The sequence below is a fragment of the Actinacidiphila glaucinigra genome, assembly GCF_900188405.1.
GTDB classification, from domain to species: Bacteria; Actinomycetota; Actinomycetes; order Streptomycetales; family Streptomycetaceae; genus Actinacidiphila; species Actinacidiphila glaucinigra.
This window is the reverse complement of record NZ_FZOF01000006.1, coordinates 212,215-231,502: the sequence shown is the minus strand read 5'-3', so window position 1 is coordinate 231,502 and position 19,288 is coordinate 212,215. Positions and strand designations below refer to the sequence as shown.

At 72.5% G+C, this 19,288-nt stretch carries 19 protein-coding genes; 9 read left to right on the top strand and 10 right to left on the bottom strand.

Features of this window, described 5'->3' with window-relative positions:
• Positions 1-117 precede the first annotated feature (117 nt).
• The 5 genes from CHF15_RS14560 to CHF15_RS14540 form a co-directional block, all read right to left on the bottom strand.
• Entirely contained in the window at positions 118-2,253 is a 2,136-nt protein-coding gene (locus CHF15_RS14560) for a SpoIIE family protein phosphatase (protein WP_410169641.1), read from the bottom strand.
• 524 nt (positions 2,254-2,777) lie between these two features.
• Positions 2,778-3,464, bottom strand: a complete 687-nt coding sequence (locus CHF15_RS14555) for a class I SAM-dependent DNA methyltransferase (RefSeq protein ID WP_089224188.1) — start codon at positions 3,462-3,464, stop codon at positions 2,778-2,780.
• A gap of 127 nt (positions 3,465-3,591) precedes the next feature.
• On the bottom strand, positions 3,592-4,275 hold the full coding sequence (gene fomD, locus CHF15_RS14550; RefSeq protein WP_089224187.1) for a cytidylyl-2-hydroxypropylphosphonate hydrolase: 684 nt from the start codon (positions 4,273-4,275) through the stop codon (positions 3,592-3,594).
• A gap of 114 nt (positions 4,276-4,389) precedes the next feature.
• Positions 4,390-5,799 carry a class II fumarate hydratase gene (locus CHF15_RS14545; protein WP_089224186.1) on the bottom strand — a complete coding sequence of 470 codons (1,410 nt, stop codon included), beginning with the start codon at positions 5,797-5,799 and terminating at the stop codon, positions 4,390-4,392.
• Between the two features lie 198 nt (positions 5,800-5,997).
• A complete protein-coding gene (locus CHF15_RS14540) occupies positions 5,998-7,671 on the bottom strand; it encodes a fumarate hydratase (protein WP_089224185.1) in 1,674 nt (557 codons plus the stop codon).
• A 306-nt stretch (positions 7,672-7,977) separates the two neighbouring features.
• Here CHF15_RS14540 and CHF15_RS14535 point away from each other — a divergent pair, with 306 nt between their 5' ends.
• Positions 7,978-8,655, top strand: coding sequence for a DUF1707 SHOCT-like domain-containing protein (locus CHF15_RS14535; RefSeq protein WP_089224184.1), 678 nt, complete (start codon positions 7,978-7,980; stop codon positions 8,653-8,655).
• A gap of 230 nt (positions 8,656-8,885) precedes the next feature.
• The gene (locus CHF15_RS14530; protein WP_018561404.1) at positions 8,886-9,239 is read left to right on the top strand and encodes a WhiB family transcriptional regulator; all 354 of its coding nucleotides are present in this window, start codon (positions 8,886-8,888) and stop codon (positions 9,237-9,239) included.
• A gap of 87 nt (positions 9,240-9,326) precedes the next feature.
• Here the strand turns inward: CHF15_RS14530 and glpX are convergent, their stop codons facing one another.
• Entirely contained in the window at positions 9,327-10,370 is a 1,044-nt protein-coding gene (gene glpX, locus CHF15_RS14525; RefSeq protein WP_089224183.1) for a class II fructose-bisphosphatase, read from the bottom strand.
• A 162-nt stretch (positions 10,371-10,532) separates the two neighbouring features.
• On the opposite strand from glpX, the gene CHF15_RS14520 reads away from it, so the two are divergent.
• Positions 10,533-11,069 (top strand): DUF4245 domain-containing protein, encoded by a 537-nt coding sequence (locus tag CHF15_RS14520; RefSeq protein WP_089224182.1) that lies wholly within the window; start codon positions 10,533-10,535, stop codon positions 11,067-11,069.
• A gap of 61 nt (positions 11,070-11,130) precedes the next feature.
• Here the strand turns inward: CHF15_RS14520 and CHF15_RS14515 are convergent, their stop codons facing one another.
• The 3 genes from CHF15_RS14515 to xseA all read right to left on the bottom strand — a co-directional run bounded on the left by CHF15_RS14515 (position 11,131) and on the right by xseA (position 13,387).
• Positions 11,131-11,724, bottom strand: coding sequence for a malonic semialdehyde reductase (locus tag CHF15_RS14515; RefSeq protein WP_089224181.1), 594 nt, complete (start codon positions 11,722-11,724; stop codon positions 11,131-11,133).
• Between the two features lie 140 nt (positions 11,725-11,864).
• Positions 11,865-12,104, bottom strand: coding sequence for an exodeoxyribonuclease VII small subunit (locus CHF15_RS14510; protein WP_089224180.1), 240 nt, complete (start codon positions 12,102-12,104; stop codon positions 11,865-11,867).
• Between the two features lie 74 nt (positions 12,105-12,178).
• Positions 12,179-13,387 carry an exodeoxyribonuclease VII large subunit gene (xseA, locus tag CHF15_RS14505; RefSeq protein WP_089224179.1) on the bottom strand — a complete coding sequence of 403 codons (1,209 nt, stop codon included), beginning with the start codon at positions 13,385-13,387 and terminating at the stop codon, positions 12,179-12,181.
• Positions 13,388-13,537: 150 nt separating this feature from the next.
• Here xseA and CHF15_RS14500 point away from each other — a divergent pair, with 150 nt between their 5' ends.
• The 3 genes from CHF15_RS14500 (at position 13,538) to ppgK (ending at position 15,640) form a co-directional block, all read left to right on the top strand.
• Positions 13,538-13,729: a hypothetical protein gene (locus CHF15_RS14500; RefSeq protein WP_089224178.1), complete on the top strand. Its 192-nt coding sequence runs from the start codon at positions 13,538-13,540 to the stop codon at positions 13,727-13,729.
• Between the two features lie 142 nt (positions 13,730-13,871).
• Positions 13,872-14,867 carry a 4-hydroxy-3-methylbut-2-enyl diphosphate reductase gene (locus CHF15_RS14495; protein ID WP_089224177.1) on the top strand — a complete coding sequence of 332 codons (996 nt, stop codon included), beginning with the start codon at positions 13,872-13,874 and terminating at the stop codon, positions 14,865-14,867.
• A 29-nt stretch (positions 14,868-14,896) separates the two neighbouring features.
• A complete protein-coding gene (gene ppgK / locus CHF15_RS14490; RefSeq protein ID WP_089224176.1) occupies positions 14,897-15,640 on the top strand; it encodes a polyphosphate--glucose phosphotransferase in 744 nt (247 codons plus the stop codon).
• Positions 15,641-15,722: 82 nt separating this feature from the next.
• On the opposite strand, the gene CHF15_RS14485 is transcribed toward ppgK, so the two are convergent.
• Complete coding sequence (locus CHF15_RS14485) at positions 15,723-16,268, bottom strand: DUF6542 domain-containing protein (RefSeq protein WP_179279788.1); 546 nt, start codon at positions 16,266-16,268, stop codon at positions 15,723-15,725.
• Positions 16,269-16,460: 192 nt separating this feature from the next.
• Between CHF15_RS14485 and ychF the strand changes: the two genes are divergently transcribed.
• From ychF to CHF15_RS14470, 3 genes are all read left to right on the top strand, one after another.
• On the top strand, positions 16,461-17,549 hold the full coding sequence (gene ychF / locus CHF15_RS14480; protein ID WP_018561413.1) for a redox-regulated ATPase YchF: 1,089 nt from the start codon (positions 16,461-16,463) through the stop codon (positions 17,547-17,549).
• Between the two features lie 241 nt (positions 17,550-17,790).
• Positions 17,791-18,777 (top strand): class I SAM-dependent methyltransferase, encoded by a 987-nt coding sequence (locus tag CHF15_RS14475; RefSeq protein WP_179279787.1) that lies wholly within the window; start codon positions 17,791-17,793, stop codon positions 18,775-18,777.
• 82 nt (positions 18,778-18,859) lie between these two features.
• On the top strand, positions 18,860-19,267 hold the full coding sequence (locus CHF15_RS14470) for a hypothetical protein (RefSeq protein ID WP_143681567.1): 408 nt from the start codon (positions 18,860-18,862) through the stop codon (positions 19,265-19,267).
• Positions 19,268-19,288: the final 21 nt, after the last annotated feature.

The window sequence follows — 19,288 nt, the reverse complement described above, 5'->3', positions numbered from 1 at the left end:
TCCTGGTCGCTAACGACCACACAAACACTGAATCACCGGCTCGGCACGCCGGACAATGGCTTCACGCCATGGATCTGGACAATGTCCAAAAATAAAACGTGTACGGATACGGAGTGTCTACCGGTCGACACCGCCCGGAATGCCCATTTCGAACCAGACCACCTTCCCGGCGCTCAGCCGCGTCGCTCCCCAGCGCTGCGCCATCCGGTTGACCAGATAGAGCCCGCGCCCGCCCTCGTCCTGCGGCTGGGCGTGGCGCATCCGCGGCAGCGTCGGGGCGTCGTCGCCGACCTCGCAGCGCAGCACGTCGGTGCGGAGCAGCCGCAGCGTGATGGGACGCTCGGCGTATCGCACCGCATTGGTCACCACCTCGCTGACCAGCAGCTCCGTCGCCTCGGCCAGCGGCTCCAGGTTCCAGCGGCTGAGCGCCTGGCGTACCAGCCGCCGGGCCCGGCCGGCCGTCTGCGCCCGCGGCTCCAGGAACCAGTAGGCGACGTCGCGCGGCGCGATGCCGTCGAAGCGGGCGGCCAGCAGCGCGATGTCGTCGTCCCGGTCGCCCGGCCCGACGATCTCCAGCACCTCGTCGCACAGCGGCTCCAGCGGCGGCGGGCACACCACCGCCGACGCCGTGTGCAGCCGCTCGCGCAGCATCTCGATGCCGCCCCACACGTCACGGGCGCGGGACTCCACCAGGCCGTCGGTGTACAGCAGCAGCGTGGCCCCGGCCGGGGCGGGCAGCTCCACCGCCTCGAAGGGCACGCCGCCCACGCCGATCGGCGCGCCCGGCGGCACGCGCAGCACCTCGGCCAGGCCGCTGGCGTGCAGCAGCACCGGCGGCGGGTGGCCCGCGTTGGCGATGGTCACCCGGTGCGCTATCGGGTCGTAGACCGCGTAGATGCAGGTGGCCATGCGGTCCTGGCCGAGCCGCTGGGCCTGCTCGTCCAGGTGGTAGAGCACCTCCTGCGGCGACAGGTCCAGGCCCGCCAGGGTCTGCACGGTCGTCCGCAGCTGGCCCATGATCGCCGCCGAGGTCATGGAGTGGCCCATGACGTCGCCGACCACCAGCGCCACCCGGCTGCCGGGCAGCGGGATCGCGTCGTACCAGTCGCCGCCGACCCGGGCGGACTCGGCGGCGGGCAGGTAGCGGCTGGCCAGCCGGACCCCGGTGGGCTCAGGCAGGGAGTCCGGCAGCATCTCGCGCTGCAGGGAGTCGGCGATGGACGCCTCGCGGTCGTAGAGCACCGCCTTGTCCACGCCGAGCGCGGTGTGGGTGGCCAGCTGGGCCGCGATCAGCAGGTCGTCCTGGTCGAACGGCGCGCGCTCGGGACGACGCAGCAGCACGGTCGCGCCGATCACCCGGCGGCGGCCGCGCAGTGGTGCCAGGATCGCCCGGCGTCCGGCCGGAAGGTCTAAGGTCTCGCCGAACTCCGCCTCACGGCAGCCCCCGACCAGCTCGTGGAGGGCCGCCGTGGACTGCGCGTTCTCCGAGAACACCGGACGCACCCCGCGCAGCACCTCGGCCAGCGGGCCGTCCACGGGGACGTTCACGACCTCGGCGGCCGAGCCGTAGGCGCCCTCCGTGGAGGGGACGACCGGCATGAGCAGTCCCTCCACCGGCTCCGGGGCGTCCTCGTCCGGCACCCGGTCGGTGCGCCGCAGCCGCAGCACCAGCGGACCGGAGGGGCGCTCGTCGCCGACCGGCAGCGGGTCGCGCAGGTAGACCAGGATCGCGTCGGCGAAGGCGGGCACCGCCGAGCGGCACAGGCCCAGCACGATCTCGTCGAGGTCCAGGCCGCGGGCGATGCGGCGGGTGGCCGCGCCGATGTAGCGCAGCCGGTCGGTCTCGGCCTGTCCCGCCCGGCCGCGGTTCTGCGGTCCGATCTTCTTCAGCGGCTGGCCTCCGGTGGAGTCCTCGTCCACCGGGTGCCCGCCCGCGGGGCCGCCGCGGCCGCCCTGCCGGCCGGTCGCCCGGGAGGTGGGCAGCGTCGTGTCGGGGGTGCGCTGCCGGGTGCGCGACTCGCCGCCCTCCGGCTGCGCGGGGCCGGGAACGCCCGGGACGCCCGGGGTCCCGCCGCCCGCGGTGGCGCGGCGGCCGGGCTCCACGGGTGCGGCCATGGCGGTGGCGGCCCGCCGGTCCCGGCCCGCGGCGCGGTTCCAGGACTCACCGGTCGCCGGGGCGCCGCCGGGGGCCTCGGGGGTGCGCAGCCGTACGGTCTGGCGTCCGCGGGCGCCGTCCGCGGGGACGGCCGTCATGTGCTGGACGGCGGCCACACCCTCCCCGGCCACCACCCGGGCGGCCTGACGGTCCCGCACCTCGGAGGACTGCCGCGCGGAACGTCCGCCGCGCGCACGCCGGCCGCCGCGGCCGGGCTTGGCGGGGGCGGGGGTCGACGCGGGGACGTCGGAGGGGGTCTGACGCTGCGCCGGCGGCGTGGACGCGCCGCCGGGATCGCCGGCCCCGCCGGCAGCCGCGCCGCGCTTGGCGCCGCCGCTCCGGCGGCCGCGGCGCGGGCGCTCGCCCGCGGCGGCCGGGTCCGGGGACCGGCCGGGGGTCCGCGCCCCGGACGGGGGCGTGACCGCCTCGGCGCCAGGGCCCGGGTCCGGGGGCAGCCGGAAGCCGGCCCGTGGATCCGGTACGGGTTCGGTGTCGCCCGGACGTGCCGGGCCGGCCGTCGTCCCCTGGACGGCGGCCTGCTCAGAAATGCGCTCCGTGCTCACGCTGGTCGTTCCATCCGGTCGGGTGCGTCACATGCCGGGCACGTGGCGGGGCGGCCGCGTCAGGCGGGTCGTCGGCAGTGCAGGAAGAGCTGCTCCTCCGGCGGCACTTCGGTGGTGTGCGGCGCGTACGCGTACGAATCCTCCTCAAGGACCGTGAATCCCGCTTCGGCGACCACCTGGCGCAATTCGTCCCGTAGATAACCCGATACCCGGATGGTGTTACCAAGGAACGGAATCGCGAAGTCATCCACGTCGGCTTCCACCATCGAAAGGGTGAACATACCGCCCGGGACGAGGAGGTCGTGGACGCTGCGCAGGGCCAGCGGGATCTCCACGCGAGGCAGCATCAGCAGCGAGAAGAAGGCCACGACGGCGTCGAAGCGGCCCAGGTCCTGCGGGCCGCCCGGTCCGTGGCGGCCGCCGGTCCGCAGGTCGGCGATGTCGGCCCGGTGGAAGTCCGCCCGCGGCACGTGCCGGCGGGCGAGCGCGAGCATCCCCGCGGAGAGGTCCACACCCGTCACCTTGTGCCCGGCCTCGACCAGCTGACGGCCGGTCGGCAGCCCCGTGCCGCAGCCCAGGTCCAGGACCCGGGAGCCCGCGGGGAGCCGCGTCAGGAGCCGTTCGCCCGCGGTGACCTGGCCTTCCTTGTGCGGGAAGGCCTCGTCGTAGCGGTCACCTATGGCGTCGAACCCCTCGGCCTGGCCGGTGCGGTCCAGCCGTATGTCCTCGTAGCCGCCGACTCCCACAGCCCGGGCCTCCCGTATGACCTTGGTGACATAGCGTCAAACTCTAGTGTGAGCCTGTGTTTTGTGCAGCACTATGGGCCACGATCTTACGATTGGGGTAGGGGTCCCGGGCAAGCCGCTCACGCGGTCACCTTGCCGGACGATCCCAGTCAACCGGAAGGGCCGGTACCGGCCACGCCGGATTCGGACGCCAGTGCTCCCATCCGTCCCGGAAGGGCCGCCCCCAGGCGCCGATCACCCCGACCGCCCGGCGGCCGGCCTCCCGCACCCGCTCGGCCGTGGCCGCCGTCATCAGGCCGGCGGTCTGCGCCTGCGCGAACTCGTCCTCGTCCCGCCACTGCCAGCCGCGGTCGGGGGTGACGTGGATGTCCAGGAAGTGGTCCTCCGAGTCGACCCCGCCCGACCAGCGGCGCCGCGGCTCCTCCAGGTTCACGTACCAGTTCTTGAAGCGCCAGCCCTGCTCCCAGAACAGCCACACCGACCAGGGCTCCTCCGGCCGGGCCAGCTTCAGCACGCCCGCGCCCCACCAGCGGTCCACGGACGTCGTACGCGGCCTGAGGTAGCGGGTCTCCAGCGGCTCGTGGTGGATCGGCGAGCCGTCCGCGAGGACCGGCTTGACGCACTCGGTGCCCGGCGCCATCCACACCGCCAGCAGTTCCGGGTCGTCGCGGACCACGGTCACCGGACGGCAGATGTGCACCGCGTCGCTGCCGTTGCCGCGGTATCGCCACAGCACCTGCTCGCCGGGGGCCCAGTGGCCCGTGCCACCGTCCCGGCCGGCTCCCGGAGAAAGAAGGATGTCCGCTGTCATGAACGGATCTTACGGACCCCGTGTTACGGAGGCGTCACCCTTGAGCCGAGCGTTCGTCACGCCGGCCCGTCACGCCGGGCGCGGGACGGGCCGGGACGGCGGCGCGGCGCACCGTCAGGGCCGGGTCATCCGCAGCACGTCGAGCGCCTCGTCCAGCTGCTCCAGGGTGAGCAGCCCCCGCTCCACGTAGCCGGACTCCAGCACCACCTCGCGGATGGTCTTCCGCTCGGCCAGCGACCGCTTGGCGACCTTGGCCGCCTCCTCGTAGCCGATGTACTTGTTGAGCGGGGTGACGACCGACGGCGAGGACTCCGCGTACTCACGGGCCCGCTCCGCGTTCGCCGTGATCCCGTCGACCGTGCGGTCCGCCAGCAGCCGGGAGACGTTCGCGAGCAGCCGGACCGACTCCAGCACGTTCCGGGCGATCACCGGGAGCATCACGTTCAGCTCGAAGTTGCCCGCGGCGCCGGCCGTCGTGATCGTCACGTCGTTGCCGATGACCTGCGCGGCCACCATCAGCACCGCCTCGGGGATCACCGGGTTCACCTTGCCCGGCATGATCGAGGAACCGGGCTGCAGATCCGGCAGGGCGATCTCGGCGAGACCGGTGCGCGGCCCGGAGCCCATCCAGCGCAGATCGTTGGCGATCTTGGTCAGGCCCACGGCGATCGTGCGCAACTGCCCGGAGGTCTCCACGACGCCGTCGCGGGCGCCCTGCGCCTCGAAGTGGTCCCGCGCCTCGGTCAGCGGCAGCCCGGTCGTCCGCGCCACCTCGGCGATGACCGCCACCGAGAAACCGGGCGGGGTGTTGATCCCCGTGCCGACCGCGGTGCCGCCCAGCGGCAGCTCCGCCAGCCGGGGCAGCGAGGCCCGCAGCCGCTCCACCCCGTACCGGACCTGGGCCGCGTAGCCGCCGAACTCCTGGCCCAGCGTCACCGGCGTGGCGTCCATCAGATGCGTACGGCCGGACTTCACCACGTCCGCGAACTCCGCGGCCTTGCGCTCCAGCGACGCCGCCAGGTGCTCCAGCGCCGGGATCAGGTCGCCGGTCACCGCGGCGGTCGCGGCGATGTGCAGGGAGGAGGGGAAGACGTCGTTGGAGGACTGGCTCGCGTTGACGTGGTCGTTGGGGTGCACCGCGCGGCCGAGCCGCTCGCTCGCCAGGGTCGCGATGACCTCGTTGGCGTTCATGTTGGACGAGGTGCCGGACCCGGTCTGGAACACGTCGATCGGGAAGTGCCCGTCCCAGCGCCCCTCGGCCACCTCGGCGGCGGCCTCCTGGATCGCCTCCGACACGTCCTTGTCCAGGACGCCCAGCTCCGCGTTGACCTTGGCCGCCGCCGCCTTGATCCGGGCGAGCGCCTCGATGTGGGCGCGCTCCAGCCCGCGTCCGCTGATGGGGAAGTTCTCCACCGCCCGCTGGGTCTGCGCCCGCCACTTGGCGTGGGCCGGGACGCGCACCTCGCCCATCGAGTCGTGCTCGGTGCGGTACTCGTGCTGGTCCCCTGCGTCCTGCTCGGGCATGGCCGGAATTCCTTCCATCGCGGACATCGTCGGGCGTACCGGGTACTTCCCAGTAGAACCCCTCGGTAGGACAGCGGCGCGGCACGTTTCATTCCCCCTCGCGGCCGCCCCGGAGGCGGCCCCGCACGGGCCGGGGAAAGGCCGGGGAAACGGGACGGCCCGGCACCGCGCACGCGGTGCCGGGCCGTCCCGGACGGGTCACGCCCGGGGGCGCACCGGGATGCTGGTGAACGTCGGCGCGGGCGCCGGATCGGTGAAGAAGTCGTTGCCCTTGTCGTCGACGACGATGAAGGCCGGGAAGTCCTCGACCTCGATCCTCCAGACCGCCTCCATGCCGAGCTCGGCGTACTCGACGACTTCGACCTTCTTGATGCAGTCCTGCGCCAGGCGCGCCGCCGGGCCGCCGATCGAGCCGAGGTAGAAACCGCCGTGCGCGGCGCACGCGTCGGTGACCTGCTTCGAGCGGTTGCCCTTGGCGAGCATGACCTTGGAGCCGCCCGCGGCCTGGAACTGCTCGACGTAGGAGTCCATGCGGCCGGCGGTGGTGGGGCCGAAGGAGCCGGAGGCGTAGCCCTCGGGGGTCTTGGCCGGGCCCGCGTAGTAGACCGGGTGGTCGCGCAGGTACTGCGGCATCTCCTCGCCCGCGTCCAGCCGCTCCTTGATCTTCGCGTGCGCGATGTCGCGGGCGACGACCAGCGGGCCGGTCAGCGACAGCCGGGTCTTGACCGGGTACTTGGACAGCTCCGCCAGCACCTCGTCCATCGGGCGGTTGAGGTCGACGCGCACGACGTCCTCGTCCGACAGGTGCTCGTCGGTGGTCTCCGGCAGGTACCGGGCGGGGTCGGTCTCCAGCTGCTCCAGGAAGACGCCCTCGGCGGTGATCTTCGCCACGGCCTGGCGGTCGGCGGAGCAGGACACGGCGATGGCGACCGGCAGGGAGGCGCCGTGCCGGGGCAGCCGCACCACGCGCACGTCGTGGCAGAAGTACTTGCCGCCGAACTGCGCGCCGATGCCGATCCTCTGCGTCAGCTCGAAGACCTTCTCCTCCAGCTCCTTGTCCCGGAAGCCGTGGCCGGCCGGGGAGCCCTCGCCGGGGAGTTCGTCCAGGTAGTGCGCGGAGGCGTACTTGGCGGTCTTCAGGGCGTACTCGGCGGAGGTGCCGCCGACCACGATCGCCAGGTGGTACGGCGGGCAGGCGGCCGTGCCGAGCGAACGGATCTTCTCCTCCAGGAACTTCATCATGGAGGCCTCGTTCAGGACCGCCTTGGTCTCCTGGTAGAGGAAGGACTTGTTGGCCGAGCCGCCGCCCTTGGCCATGAAGAGGAACTTGTAGGCGCCGCCGTCGGTCGCGTACAGCTCGATCTGCGCGGGCAGGTTGGAGCCGGTGTTCTTCTCCTCCCACATGGTGATCGGGGCCATCTGGGAGTAGCGCAGGTTGAGCTTGGTGTACGCGTCGAAGATGCCGTGCGACAGGGCGGCCTCGTCGCCGCCCTGCGTGAGCACGTTCTGGCCGCGCTTGCCCATCACGATCGCGGTGCCCGTGTCCTGGCACATCGGCAGGACGCCGGCCGCGGCGATGTTGGCGTTCTTCAGCAGGTCCAGGGCGACGAAGCGGTCGTTGGGGGACGCCTCGGGGTCGTCGAGGATCCGGCGCAGCTGGGCGAGGTGCGCCGGCCGCAGGTAGTGGGAGATGTCGTGCATCGCCTCGGCGGCGAGCTTGCGCAGCGCCTCCGGCTCCACCTTGAGGAACGTCCGGCCGTCGGCCTCGAAGGTGCTGACGCCCTCGGAGGTGATCAGACGGTACGGAGTGGTGTCCTCACCGAGGGGGAGCAGGTCGGTATAGGCGAACTCCGGGTGGGAGGAAGGGGGCATTTGTGGACATCCTCACTGGCGCTGCGTCATAGAAGCCCAACAAGCGTAGAACGTTCGCGGGGTGCCGGATGTGTGAGGTGACCCTCACCGGGCCTAGGTCGTGTCGTCAAACGCCCGCCTGCCCCCGCGGCGCCTGGCACGGCACCTCGCTGCGTTGTCGAATCGTCCGAGTAGCCCACTACGAGGACGACTCTCCGCCTTGCGATGCACCGCACCAGACACCGCGGTGCCCGCCCTTCGGGCGGCCGGCGCTCATTTGACGACACGGCCTAGTCGCGATCTATCGCGTTTGTGTACGGTAGTCGAGTGGATGAGTCGTCGCTCCAGAAGCGTGAACAGCACCCCGTGCGCCCCGTGGCCGAAGCCGACATTCGCGCGTCCGACGCGGACCGCGACCGGGTGGCCGACATCCTTCGCGATGCCCTCGCGGAGGGCCGTCTGACCACCGAGGAGCACTCCGAGCGGCTCGACGGGGTCTATGCGGCCAAGACCGTCGGCGAACTGGAGCCGTACGTCCGCGACCTCCCCGCGGGGCGTACCGCGAGCGCGCCCGCCCCGTCGCCGGGGGTGCACCACTGGGTGCCCGACGGCTCCGGGGAGAACCCCAACCTGATCGGCATCCTCGGCGGCGCCGAGCGCAAGGGCCGCTGGCGGGTCGGTTCGAAGATCAACGCCGTGGCCATCCTGGGCGGCGTCGTCATCGACCTCACCGAGGCCACCTTCACCAGCCCCGAGCTGGTCATCAACTGCACCGCCATCATGGGCGGCGTCGAGATCAAGGTCCCGGAGAACGTCACCCTGCACGGCGGCGGCGTCGTGGGGATCATGGGCGGCTCCGACGTGAAGGCGTACGAGGCGCCCGACCCGAACGCCCCGGTCATCAAGGTGCAGGGCTTCGCCTTCTGGGGCGGCGTCGAGGCCAAGCCGCGCCGCGGCAAGCGCGTGAAGAAGAAGGGGCTCGGCCCCGCCGAACTCGACGGCTGACCGCGACGCGGGTCAACTCCCGTGCCGTACAAGGGGATCGGCGGCAAGCGGCACCGGCCCGGCGGGCGTCGCGCCCGGCACTGTGCGCATGAACGCGCGTACAGCGGGTAGGGCAAGGGGACACGTCGCTCGCCGCAGCCCTCCTCACGCCGACAGACCCGTGGAGACGCACCGGCACCGCAGCGACGGGCAAGGGTGACACCAAGCCGAGCCGTCGTCAGGAGTATCCCGTGCTTCAACCGATCGAGCCCCCGGCAGCCTCCAGGTCCTCCCTGAGTCACCCCCGGGACCTGGGCGGCCCATGGCACTCGGAGGCGGCGTGCCGCAGTGACGAGGCGGGTCTGTTCTTCGCGCCGTCCAAGGAGCCGACAGCGGCGCGGCTGTCCCGGGAGGAGGCCGCCAAGCGGGTGTGCGCGCGCTGCCCGGTGATGCTGGAGTGCCGCGAACACGCGCTGCTCCAGCCCGAGCCCTACGGCGTGTGGGGCGGGATGACCGCCGCGGAGCGCAGGGTCGTACTGGCCCGGCGCCGCCGCCGGGAGGCGGAACTGCAAAGGCCCGGGACGCGGATCGCCGCGGCGGGCTGAACGAACGGACGAGGACCGGGACCCCGCCGGCGCGGCGGGTCCCGGTCCTCGTGCGCCGGTGCACGGTGCGGCGCGGGCCGCGGCGGCTCAGCGCGCGCGGTCGAAGTCGATGGTGCTGTAGGCGCGCAGCTTCGACAGGCGGTGCGTGGAGTCGATCTGGCGGATCGTGCCGGACTTCGAGCGCATGACCAGCGACTGGGTGATGGCGGTCTCGGCGCGGTACCGCACTCCGCGCAGCAGTTCGCCGTCGGTGATGCCGGTGGCGACGAAGAACACGTTGTCGCCCCTGACCAGGTCGTCCGTGTGCAGGATCCGCTCCAGGTCGTGGCCCGCGTCCAGGGCGCGCTGCTTCTCCGCCTCGTCCTTCGGCCACAGCTTGCCCTGGATCGTGCCGCCGAGGCACTTGATGGCGCAGGCCGCGATGATGCCCTCGGGCGTTCCGCCGACGCCCATCAGCATGTCGACGCCGGTGCCCTCGCGGACGGCCATGATCGCGCCGGCCACGTCGCCGTCGGAGATGAACTTGATGCGCGCGCCGGTCTCCCGGATCTCCTTGACGATGCCGTCGTGCCGGGGACGGTCGAGGATGACGACCGTGACGTCCTCGGGGGCGCTGCCCTTCGCCTTGGCGACCCGGCGGATGTTGACCGAGGGCGGGGCGGTGATGTCGACGTAGTCAGCGGCCTCGGGGCCGGTGACCAGCTTGTCCATGTAGAAGACGGCCGAGGGGTCGTACATCGCGCCGCGGTCGGCGGCGGCGAGCACCGCGATGGCGTTGGGCATGCCCTTGGCGGTCAGGGTGGTGCCGTCGATCGGGTCCACGGCGATGTCGCACTCCGCGCCGTTCCCGTCGCCGATGCGCTCGCCGTTGAAGAGCATCGGGGCCTCGTCCTTCTCCCCCTCGCCGATGACGACGACGCCGTTCATCGACACGGTGGAGACGAGGGTGCGCATGGCCTTGACGGCCGCGCCGTCCGCGCCGTTCTTGTCACCGCGTCCGACCCAGCGGCCGGCGGCCATGGCGGCGGCCTCGGTGACCCGGACGAGCTCCAGGGCGAGGTTGCGGTCGGGGGCCTCGGGATTCACCTCGAGCTGCGGCGGCAGACTGTGGTGTTCATGCTGCTCGGTCATCTCAGCGCACCTTTCTGTACGAGGACGGCCGGGATAAGAGGGTGTTACGACCTTATCCGGACCCCGCCAGGATGAGCAGGCCGCCCGTCACATGAGCGCATTTCCCGCCGGGTGCGACCCCGGGCGGCCGGACGGTCCGGGGCATGGGGGACCATAGGGGGCGTGGCAAAGAAGCGCGGCACGGAAACACTGCGGGACATGGTGCTCTCGATGGCGGCGATCGGGGTCGTCGCCGGAGGCATCTGGCTCTTCATCCCGCACGATGAGAACCACGACCCCGTCAAGCCCGTCGGCTACCGGGTCGAGCTCGACCAGGCACGGCGCGACGCCCCCTACCTGGTGGCGGCCCCGGAGGGGCTCGGCAAGGACTGGCGGGCGACCTCGGTGACGTACGAGTCCACCGACCCGGAGGCCGTGCGGTGGCACCTGGGCTTCGTCGACCCGAAGAACGAGTACGCGGCCGTCGAGCAGAGCAACGAGGCCACGGAGAAGTTCGTCGCCCGCAAGAGCCACGAGGCGAAGCGGGTCGGCACCCGCACCGTCGACGGCGAGACCTGGCAGCGCTACGAGGGCGACAAGTACGACGCCCTCGTGCGCGAGAAGGGCGGGGTGACCACGATGGTCACCGGCACCGCCCCGATGGCCCGGCTCGCGGAACTGGCCGGCGCGCTCGAGGAGCGGGGCGGCCGCCAGGGCTGAAGCGCGTCACCGCCGCCGGCCTCGGGCCGGCGGCGGTGACGGTGACGGCGGCGGGTGCTCGTCAGACGGTGGTGACGACCTCGTCGTACGCCAGGCGCGGTCCGCGCTCGCGCCAGGCGTTCTCGCCCGGCTTGCCGATGTTGACCACGGCCAGCACGGAGTGGTCGCCGTCGGGGAAGAACTCCTTGTCGACGGCATCGGCGTCGTAGCCGGTCATGGGTCCGGCGGCCAGGCCCGCGGCCCGCACGCCCAGGATGAAGTAGCCGACCTGCAGCGCGGCGTTGAAGCCCGCGGACGCCTCACGCGCCGGGCGCTCGCCGAAGAGCACCTCCTTGGCCTGCGGGAAGGCCGGGAACTGGGCCGGCAGCTCCTCGTGGAACTCGTTGTCGGCGGCCAGGACCGCGACCAGCGGCGCCGCGGCGGTCTTCGCCCGGTTGCCCTCGTTCATGTGGCGCACCAGGCGCTCGCGGGCCTCGGGGGAGCGCACCAGCACGATGCGCAGCGGCTGCTGGTTGTAGGCGGTGGGGGCGTACTTGACCAGGTCGTACACGTCCTGGACCTGCTCCTCGGTCACCGGCTCGTCGGTGAACGCGTTGGCGGTGCGCGCCTCGCGGAAGAGGAGGTTCTGGGCGGCGGGGTCCAGCTGGAGCGTCATGGGGTACCTCGGTGGGGATGTGGAGCGGCGCCCTGGGGACGGGCGCGTCGGAACTCCCCGTCACTATAGATGAAATTTCAATCAAATTTTCAACTACCGCCCGTGAAGCGGGTCACGCCGCCCGCGCCCCGCTCAACCGGTCACTCCTCTTCGGCGGCCTCCGGACCCTCCCCGGCGCCGCCGGACTCCTGCGCCAGGGCCGCGTCCAGCCGGGCGCGGGCGCCCTCCAGCCAGTCGCGGCACACCTTGGCGAGCTGCTCCCCCCGTTCCCACAGGGCGAGGGACTCCTCGAGCGTGGAGCCCCCGGCCTCCAGTCGGCGAACGACGTCGACGAGCTCGTCGCGGGCCTGCTCGTACCCCAGCGTGTCCTGATCTGCCATGGCACCAGCCTAGGGCCGCCCTCCGACACGGCGGCCGGGCGCGCGGCGCCCCGGCCGGGCCGCTGCCCTCGCGGTCAGCGCGTGACGCGGACGGTGAACTCGCCCTCGGCCACCCGGGCGCGCAGCTTCTCCTCCTCGGCCACCTCGTCCGCGGCGCGCACGACCTGCCCGTCCTCGCGCTGCAGCACCGCGTATCCGCGCTGCAGCGTCGCGGCCGGGGAGAGCGCCACGACCCGGGCCCGGGTGTGCGCCAGCTCGTCCTCCGCCCGCTCCAGCCGGTGCCGCAGATGGCGGCGGGACCGCTCCAGCAGGGCGGCGACCTGCTCCTCGCGCTCGTCCACCATCAGATGGGGCCGCGCCATGCACGGCCGGCTCACCGCGGCGGCCAGCCCGCGCTCCTCCCGGTCCAGCAGCCCGCGCATCACCCGCAGCGACCGCTGCCGCAGCTGCTCGACCCGGGCCAGCTCCTCGCCCACGTCCGGCACGACACGCTTGGCGGCGTCGGTCGGCGTCGAGGCGCGCAGATCGGCGACCAGGTCCAGCAGCGGGGTGTCCGGCTCGTGCCCGATCGCCGACACCACGGGCGTACGGCACTCCGCCACCGTCCGCACCAGCCGTTCGTCCGAGAACGGCAGCAGGTCCTCCACGCTGCCGCCGCCCCGCGCCACGATGATCACGTCGACCTCGGGGTGGGCGTCCAGGCCGCGCACCGCCTCGATCACCTGCGGCACCGCGTACGCCCCCTGGACGGGCACGTTGCGCACCTCGAAGCGGACCGCGGGCCAGCGCAGCCGGGCGTTCTCCAGCACGTCCCGCTCGGCGGCCGAGGCCCGGCCGCAGACCAGCCCGATCAGCTGCGGCAGGAACGGCAGCGGCCGCTTGCGCTCCGGGGCGAACAGGCCCTCGCCCGCCAGCCGCTTCTTCAGCTGCTCCAGCCGCAGCAGCAGGTCGCCGACGCCTATCGGGCGGATCTCCGCCGCGCGCAGCGACAGCTGGCCGCGCGGCGCGTACCACTCCGGCTTGGCGTTCACCACGACCCGTGCGCCCTCGCCGACCGCCCCGTCGAAGGCGTCGAAGACCGCCCGGCGGCACGTCACGCTGAGCGAGATGTCGTGCGACGGATCGCGCAGCGTCAGGAACACCACGCCCGCCCCCGGGCGCCGCGACAACTGGGTGATCTGCCCCTCGACCCACACGGGGCCGAGCCGGTCGATCCAGCCGCCGATCAGCCGGGACACCTCGCCGACCGGGATCGGCGTCTCCGCGGACGTGTTCAGAGCCATACGCCGAGACTAGCCCCCGCCACGGACAGTGACGCCCTTCCCGCCCGACCCGAATGGCACGCCCCGCTGTCCTCCCGCCCCGCCGCCGCGCAGGCTGGGCAGGAGTGTCGCCGGTGACGCCCGCGTCACCGGCAGGTCCTGGGAGGTCCCATGCGCCGACCCGGCCGGTACGGCTGCCCCCCGTCCGAACGGCCGCCGCGTGTCCACGCCGGGTTCCGCGTCGGCCGCTACGGTCCCGGCTGCGGCTGCTTCACCTGCCTGCCCCTGGCGGGGGCCGCCCTCGCGGCCGGCTGGGTGCTCGCCGCCCGCCGCGCCGCGCGGCGTCCGCGGCGCTGCAGCTGAGCCCCGCCCCCCGCGCCTTGTTTGGTCCGTCCGGGCGGGTCCGCCGCGTGCGCCCCGGGACGCTCCGGCACCGCCCCCGCACCCCCGGCCGGGGCACCCGGGGCAGCGGTGGGGCCCCGTCCGGGCCCCGTACGATGGGCACATGACCGCTACGACTTCCCGCCGCGTCCTGCTCGCCGCCCCGCGAGGCTACTGCGCGGGTGTGGACCGTGCCGTGATCGCCGTCGAGAAGGCCCTGGAGCAGTACGGGGCCCCGATCTACGTCCGCCACGAGATCGTCCACAACAAGTACGTCGTGCAGACCCTGGAGCGGAAGGGCGCGATCTTCGTCGAGCAGACGGAGGAGGTGCCGCCGGGGTCGATCGTCATGTTCTCCGCCCACGGCGTCGCCCCGGTCGTCCACGAGGAGGCCGCCAAGGGCCGGCTCGCCACGATCGACGCCACCTGCCCGCTGGTCACCAAGGTCCACAAGGAGGCCGTGCGGTTCGCCAATGAGGACTACGACATCCTCCTGATCGGCCACGAGGGCCACGAGGAGGTCATCGGCACCTCCGGTGAGGCCCCCGACCACATCACCCTGGTCGACGGCCCCGGTGACGTCGAGAAGGTCGAGGTCCGCGACCCGTCCAAGGTCGTCTGGCTCTCCCAGACCACGCTCTCCGTGGACGAGACCATGGAGACCGTCGACGCGCTCAAGGAGAAGTTCCCGCTGCTGATCTCGCCGCCGAGCGACGACATCTGCTACGCCACGCAGAACCGCCAGCTCGCCGTGAAGCAGATGGGCGCCGAGGCCGACCTGGTCATCGTGGTCGGCTCGCGCAACTCCTCCAACTCCGTGCGCCTGGTCGAGGTCGCCAAGCTGGCCGGCGCCCGTGCCGCGTACCTGGTGGACTTCGCCGACGAGATCGACCCGGCGTGGCTGGACGGCGTCTCCACGGTCGGCGTCACCTCCGGGGCCTCCGTGCCCGAGGTGCTCGTCGAGCAGGTGCTGGAGTGGCTGGCCGGCCGCGGCTTCGAGGACGTGGAGATCGTCAAGGCCGCCGAGGAGTCGATCACCTTCTCGCTGCCCAAGGAGCTCCGCCGGGACCTGCGCGCCGAGGCCGGCGAACTGATGCGGGGCGACACCTCCGAGGGGTGACCGACCGTGCCACGTCGTAGCGTTGGGGCATGAGCGTTTTCGGTGTGGACATCGGCGGATCGGGCATCAAGGGTGCCCCGGTCGACCTCGGGCGTGGTGAACTGGCGGAGGAGCGCTTCAAAGTGCTCACCCCCCATCCCGCGACCCCCGACGCCGTCGCGGAGTGCGTGAAGCAGGTCGTCGACCACTTCGGGTGGACGGGCCCGGTGGGGGCCACGTTCCCCGGAGTGGTGACGCACGGCATGACGCGTACGGCGGCGAACGTCGACAAGGGCTGGATCGACATGGACGCCGCGGGGCTCCTGTCCCAGAAGGTCGGCTGCGCGGTGACCCTGCTCAACGACGCGGACGCCGCCGGCATGGCCGAGATGGAGTACGGGGCGGGCCGCGGCCGCAAGGGCACGGTCATCGTGCTCACCCTCGGCACGGGCATCGGCAGCGCCGTCTTCGTCGACGGCAGCCTGCTGCCCAACACGGAGCTCGGCCATCTGGAACTGCACGGCCACGACGCCGAGAAGAAGGCCTCCACCAAGGCCAAGGACGACGAGGGCCTCACCTGGGAGCACTGGGCCAAGCGCCTGGACAAGTACCTGGCCCACGTCGAGATGCTCTTCTCGCCCGAGCTGTTCATCCTCGGCGGCGGGGTCAGCCGCAAGGCCGACAAGTTCCTGCCGCTGCTGACCGGCATCAGGGCCGAGATCGTGCCGGCCGCGCTGCAGAACAACGCGGGCATCGTCGGCGCGGGCATGGCGGCGGCCGCGGTCCGCTCCTGACCACGGCGGCCGGCGGCAGGTGGCCGGGGAACGGTGCCCGCGAAGGCGCCCCCCGGCCGCGGGGCCGGGGGGAGCGGGGCGCTCAGCGGCGCCGTTCGCGCATCACATAGGCCACCTTCCGCGCGGCCGCGATCACCGCGGCACCGACCGTGCCCCCGTACAGCCAGCCCGTCAGGGTGGCCAGCCCGGTCAGCAGGCCCATCACATGGCCCGTGAAGCCCCCGCCCTCGCCGTCGGCCGTCACGGCCAGCGCGATGGTGAAGGCGATGGGCGCGCTGACCGGCGCCGCCGACAGGTCGTACGGCCGTACGAAGAGCCCGGCGGCGAGGCAGGCCAGCAGGAAGACGACCCCGAAGAGGGTGCCCGGCTCGCCGGTGATCAGGGAGTCCGCGGCGCCGCCGGCGAGGGCGGCCAGCGTGATGAAGACGCCCGTGCCCAGTCCGGTCAGCCGGGGCTCCGTCCGGCGCAGCCGGGCGGCCCGCAGCAGCAGCGGCCCCCGGGGCAGACCGCCCCGGACGGCTGTCGCGCCCTGCGGGCGGCGCTGCGGGCGGGCCGGCCGGGGCAGCGGGGAGGCGGCGGTGGGTGCACCGCTGTTCTTGTGGGGTGTGCGCGCGCTGTGTTGCTCCACGCACCCAACGTAGGCGCCGAGGAGGGGGGAAACGGGGGCAGGACACGACTTTTCACCGCCCGAGGGGGCCGCTCGGGGCCGCGGCCCGTCCGAGGGCCGGTGCGTTCCGTAGACTGGTGGATCGGTCCGCCGGTCGCCCTGCCCGGGCGTGGCGGCCCATTCCACCCACCTCTCGCCCTGGGAAGTCGTCACGTGTCGCTCACGATCGGAATCGTCGGCCTGCCGAACGTCGGCAAGTCGACCCTGTTCAACGCCCTGACCAAGAACGACGTGCTGGCGGCCAACTACCCGTTCGCCACGATCGAGCCCAACGTCGGCGTCGTCGGTGTCCCCGACCCGCGCCTGGACAAGCTCGCGGGGATCTTCGACTCGCAGCGCAAGCTCCCGGCGACCGTGGACTTCGTCGACATCGCCGGCATCGTGCGCGGCGCCAGCGAGGGCGCGGGCCTGGGCAACAAGTTCCTCGCGAACATCCGCGAGTCCGATGCCATCTGCCAGGTCATCCGGGCCTTCGTCGACCCGGACGTGGTGCACGTCGACGGCAAGGTGTCCCCCAAGGACGACATCGAGACGATCAACACCGAGCTGATCCTCGCCGACCTGCAGACCATCGAGAAGGTCCTGCCGCGGCTGACCAAGGACGCGCGGCTGCAGAAGGAGAAGGCGGCGGTGCTCGCCGCCGTCCAGGAGGCCCAGCAGATCCTTGAGGACGGCCGCACCCTGTTCTCCGCCGGCATCACCGCCGGCACGGAGAAGGCCGGCCTCCTGCACGAGCTGCACCTGCTGACCACCAAGCCCTTCCTCTACGTCTTCAACGTGGACGAGGACGAGCTGACCGACGAGGCCTTCAAGGCCGAGCAGCGCGCCCTGGTGGCGCCCGCCGAGGCGATCTTCCTCAACGCCAAGATCGAGTCCGAGCTGATCGAGCTGGACGACGAGGAGGCCCTGGAGCTGCTCCAGTCCATGGGGCAGGAGGAGCCGGGCCTCGCCACCCTCGCGCGCGTCGGCTTCGACACCCTCGGCCTGCAGACGTACCTCACGGCCGGGCCCAAGGAGGCCCGCGCCTGGACGATCAAGAAGGGCGCCACCGCCCCCGAGGCCGCCGGTGTCATCCACACCGACTTCCAGAAGGGCTTCATCAAGGCGGAGATCGTCTCCTTCGGCGACCTCGTCGAGTGCGGCTCCATCCCCGAGGCCCGCGCCAAGGGCAAGGCCCGCATGGAGGGCAAGGACTACGTCATGCAGGACGGCGACGTCGTGGAGTTCCGCTTCAACGTCTGATCCCGCGTTCCGGCGACGTCGCCCGCGCGACGTCCCGTCCGGCGTCCGGGCCGGGCCCCTCGGGGCCCGGCCCCTCGTCGTTTCGCGCGCACATGCCAGGCGGGGGCCGGTGGGTGTACGGGGGGTCGCCGGGCGGTGAATCGTTCGGGTCGCCGGGATGCACATCGTGTGCAGGTCCTTTCCGGGCACGCGGGACGCGAGGTGGAATCGGCGCATCCCGGCTCCGAGACGTGAGGAAACGATGGCTTCCCTCGGCAGGCTCTACTCGATGTTCGACGACGTGGTACTCCCCGAGGACATCCCCTACGCCCAGATGAGCGACTGGGAGCAGAAGTTCCTCTACCTGGTGGCCCGTCACCACGTGAACGGCACCGGCGCCCTCGTCGAGCTGGGCTCCGGCGGCGGCGGCTCCACCTACGCCATCGCCAAGGGGCTGCGGGAGAACCCGGCGTTCGACGAGAAGAAGGGCCGGCTGCACGCCTACGACTTCTTCCGCGTGGGCAAGGGCACCTTCGCCACCCAGCGGTTCTTCAAGGCGGGCAAGGCGCCGGAGGGCGGCAACTCCTTCCGGGAGGACTTCGAGGCGGCGCTGGCACCGTTCATGGGGTTCGTCGAGGTCCACGCCGGCGACATCTGGAACACCTCCGACCCGCAGGACAAGAGCCCCATCGAGTTCCTGCACATCGACATCGCCAAGACGGCGCGGGTGTTCCGATGTGTGGCGGAACGTTTCCTCCCGCGCCTGGAGCCCGGTGCCGTCGTGCTGCACCAGGACTTCGCGAGCCCCCGCCTGCCCTGGCTGCACCACAGCACCGGCGCCCTGCTGCCGTACATCGAGATCGCCGGCGCGCCGATCCGCTCCACACTCGTCTTCGAGGTCGTCCGGCCGATCCCGGCCGAGCTGCTGGAACGCATCGCCAAGGACGAGTACACGGTCGACGAGCGGCTGGCCCTGATCAGCGCGGTGCAGGACGAGGTCGATCTCGACCACACCGGGCGGGTGCCCTTCAAGCAGGTCCTGGAACTGGCCAAGGCGTACGTGTGCCACTACGAGGGCGACCACCGGCGCGCCTGGCGGATCGCCGAGCCGCTGCTGAAGGACCCGTACCTCTCCGAGACCCGCGCCGACCACTTCGCCCAGCTCCGGCGTGCCCTCGGCGAGGACGCCGCCCCCGCCCCCGCGCCGTCGCGGGTACGGCGGCTGCTGCGCAGGGTGACGGGGCGCTGAGCGTCCTCCCGTAGGTCACAGCACGGCGACGGAAACCGCGCACCGGCGGGGGCCGGGCGTGCCGCGGGCCACCATGGCGGGCATGCGTACACGCCTCAGCACCGCAGTGCTCCTTGCCGCCGTGCTCCTCGCGGTCCCCGCCTGCAGCTCCGGCACCGACGACGCCGGCGGCGGGCCCGAGGGCGGCGCCACGCCGTCCGCCGGGGCGCCCGGCTCGAAGGTGCCGGACATCAGCGAGGGCATCCCGGAGGAACCGACCGGGGTCGAGCGCGCGGCGCTCCTCGCCGCGCTCAAGGCCGTCGACCCGGCCCTGGCCGCCGACGCGGACAAGGCCGTCGCCAACGCGCGCCAGCAGTGCGCCACCATCAACGGAGGCGGCAACGCGGTGGCCGCCGCGCAGTCGCGCTTCGGCAGTGCCGGCCACCAGCTCACCGAGGAACAGGCCAAGGCCGTCAACGAGGTGCTGGAGCGGACGCTCTGCACGTCCTGACCTGCCCCGGCTTACGCTGAC

Bases quoted from the DNA above. Each gene is read 5' to 3' on its own strand.
- ppgK (WP_089224176.1), top strand. From the start codon at position 14,897: ATGAGCGTTTTCGGTGTGGACATCGGCGGATCGGGCATCAAGGGTGCC.
- glpX (WP_089224183.1), bottom strand. From the start codon at position 10,370: ATGACCGAGCAGCATGAACACCACAGTCTGCCGCCGCAGCTCGAGGTG.
- fomD (WP_089224187.1), bottom strand. From the start codon at position 4,275: ATGACAGCGGACATCCTTCTTTCTCCGGGAGCCGGCCGGGACGGTGGC.
- CHF15_RS14545 (WP_089224186.1), bottom strand. From the start codon at position 5,799: ATGCCCGAGCAGGACGCAGGGGACCAGCACGAGTACCGCACCGAGCAC.
- CHF15_RS14515 (WP_089224181.1), bottom strand. From the start codon at position 11,724: ATGACGCTCCAGCTGGACCCCGCCGCCCAGAACCTCCTCTTCCGCGAG.
- xseA (WP_089224179.1), bottom strand. From the start codon at position 13,387: ATGGCTCTGAACACGTCCGCGGAGACGCCGATCCCGGTCGGCGAGGTG.
- CHF15_RS14470 (WP_143681567.1), top strand. From the start codon at position 18,860: ATGCGTACACGCCTCAGCACCGCAGTGCTCCTTGCCGCCGTGCTCCTC.
- CHF15_RS14500 (WP_089224178.1), top strand. From the start codon at position 13,538: ATGCGCCGACCCGGCCGGTACGGCTGCCCCCCGTCCGAACGGCCGCCG.
- CHF15_RS14540 (WP_089224185.1), bottom strand. From the start codon at position 7,671: ATGCCCCCTTCCTCCCACCCGGAGTTCGCCTATACCGACCTGCTCCCC.
- CHF15_RS14475 (WP_179279787.1), top strand. From the start codon at position 17,791: ATGGCTTCCCTCGGCAGGCTCTACTCGATGTTCGACGACGTGGTACTC.
- CHF15_RS14495 (WP_089224177.1), top strand. From the start codon at position 13,872: ATGACCGCTACGACTTCCCGCCGCGTCCTGCTCGCCGCCCCGCGAGGC.
- CHF15_RS14560 (WP_410169641.1), bottom strand. From the start codon at position 2,253: ATGACGGCCGTCCCCGCGGACGGCGCCCGCGGACGCCAGACCGTACGG.
- CHF15_RS14510 (WP_089224180.1), bottom strand. From the start codon at position 12,104: ATGGCAGATCAGGACACGCTGGGGTACGAGCAGGCCCGCGACGAGCTC.